The sequence below is a fragment of the Enterobacter cloacae complex sp. P13B genome, assembly GCF_014895915.1.
Classification (GTDB): domain Bacteria; phylum Pseudomonadota; class Gammaproteobacteria; order Enterobacterales; family Enterobacteriaceae; genus Enterobacter; species Enterobacter bugandensis.
The window spans coordinates 1-1,049 of record NZ_JADBQN010000140.1; the positions used below are offsets into that span (position 1 = coordinate 1).

2 protein-coding genes are annotated in these 1,049 nt (G+C 38.5%); both read left to right on the plus strand.

All coding sequences use genetic code 11. From position 1 onward, the window contains the following. Positions 1-624 (plus strand): phage portal protein (locus IM273_RS22320; protein ID WP_193055675.1); only part of this gene is annotated, 624 nt, incomplete at its 5' end. Further along, a partial coding sequence (locus IM273_RS22325) for an HK97 family phage prohead protease (protein WP_193055676.1) occupies positions 566-1,049 on the plus strand: 484 nt, incomplete at its 3' end. The genes IM273_RS22320 and IM273_RS22325, both read left to right, overlap by 59 nt.

Sequence of the window (1,049 nt, forward strand, 5' to 3'; positions counted from 1 at the left end):
GCAGGGGAAAGTGATAGTACTGCAACATATTCAGAATATCTAGAACCAGGTGCAGTATTTGAACTAGGTAAGAATCAGGATATTAAAACAGTAAGTCCAAATAACGGTGCAGATAAGATTAGTGAATTTACTAGTGAACTAATGGATCAAATCGCAATGGGTTTGAACGTCACTAAACAATCTCTAATGGGTAGTACTGCTGATGCTTCATTTAGTGCAGCAAAACTAGCAGAACGCCTACAGGCAACCACATTTAGAACTCGTAGTAATGTCTTAATTAATCGAGTGCTAAAACCAATCTATCTAGAATGGATGAAGTGCGAAATGCTAAATAATAGTGATCTCAATATCTCTTTTGCTGATTTTGATGATGCTATTTGTGCTCGTTATATTCCAGTTAAACCAATCTCCCTAGACGCTACTAAAGATATCCAGGCCGAGATTATGTTACTTGATTCAGGGCTTAAATCTAAAACTCAGATCATTAGTGAAATGGGTGGTGATCCACGCATAACTCTAGAGGAGATTGCAAAAGAAAAGGAAATAAACACACAGGGAAATACAAATGGAATTGAACCTAAAGAACCAGAAGAGGGAGCAGACAGTACCAGTAACAGCAATTGATGTTGATAAACGTACTATCGAAGTAGCATTTGCTACGGAAACGCCAGTTTGCCGCGTACTCGAAGGTGAACAATATAATGAAATTCTACTATGTGATGAAAGCTCTGTAGACCGCACCCGCATTAATAATAAGGGTGCAGTACTATTCAATCATGACCGAGATAAATTACTAGGAGTAGTTGAATCTACATCTATTGATGCAGATCGCGTATGCCGTGCCACGCTACGAATTAGTAACGTAGGACTAGGTAATACTATGTGGTCAATGATTCAAGAGGGAATTCTATCTCATATTAGTGTTGGCTATAACATTAATGATTACCGCATTGAAGCAGGTAATAACATTGTTGTTACTCGCTGGGAACCATCGGAAATTAGCCTAGTTACTGTACATGCTGAAATACATGCAGGCAATGGTAGAAGTG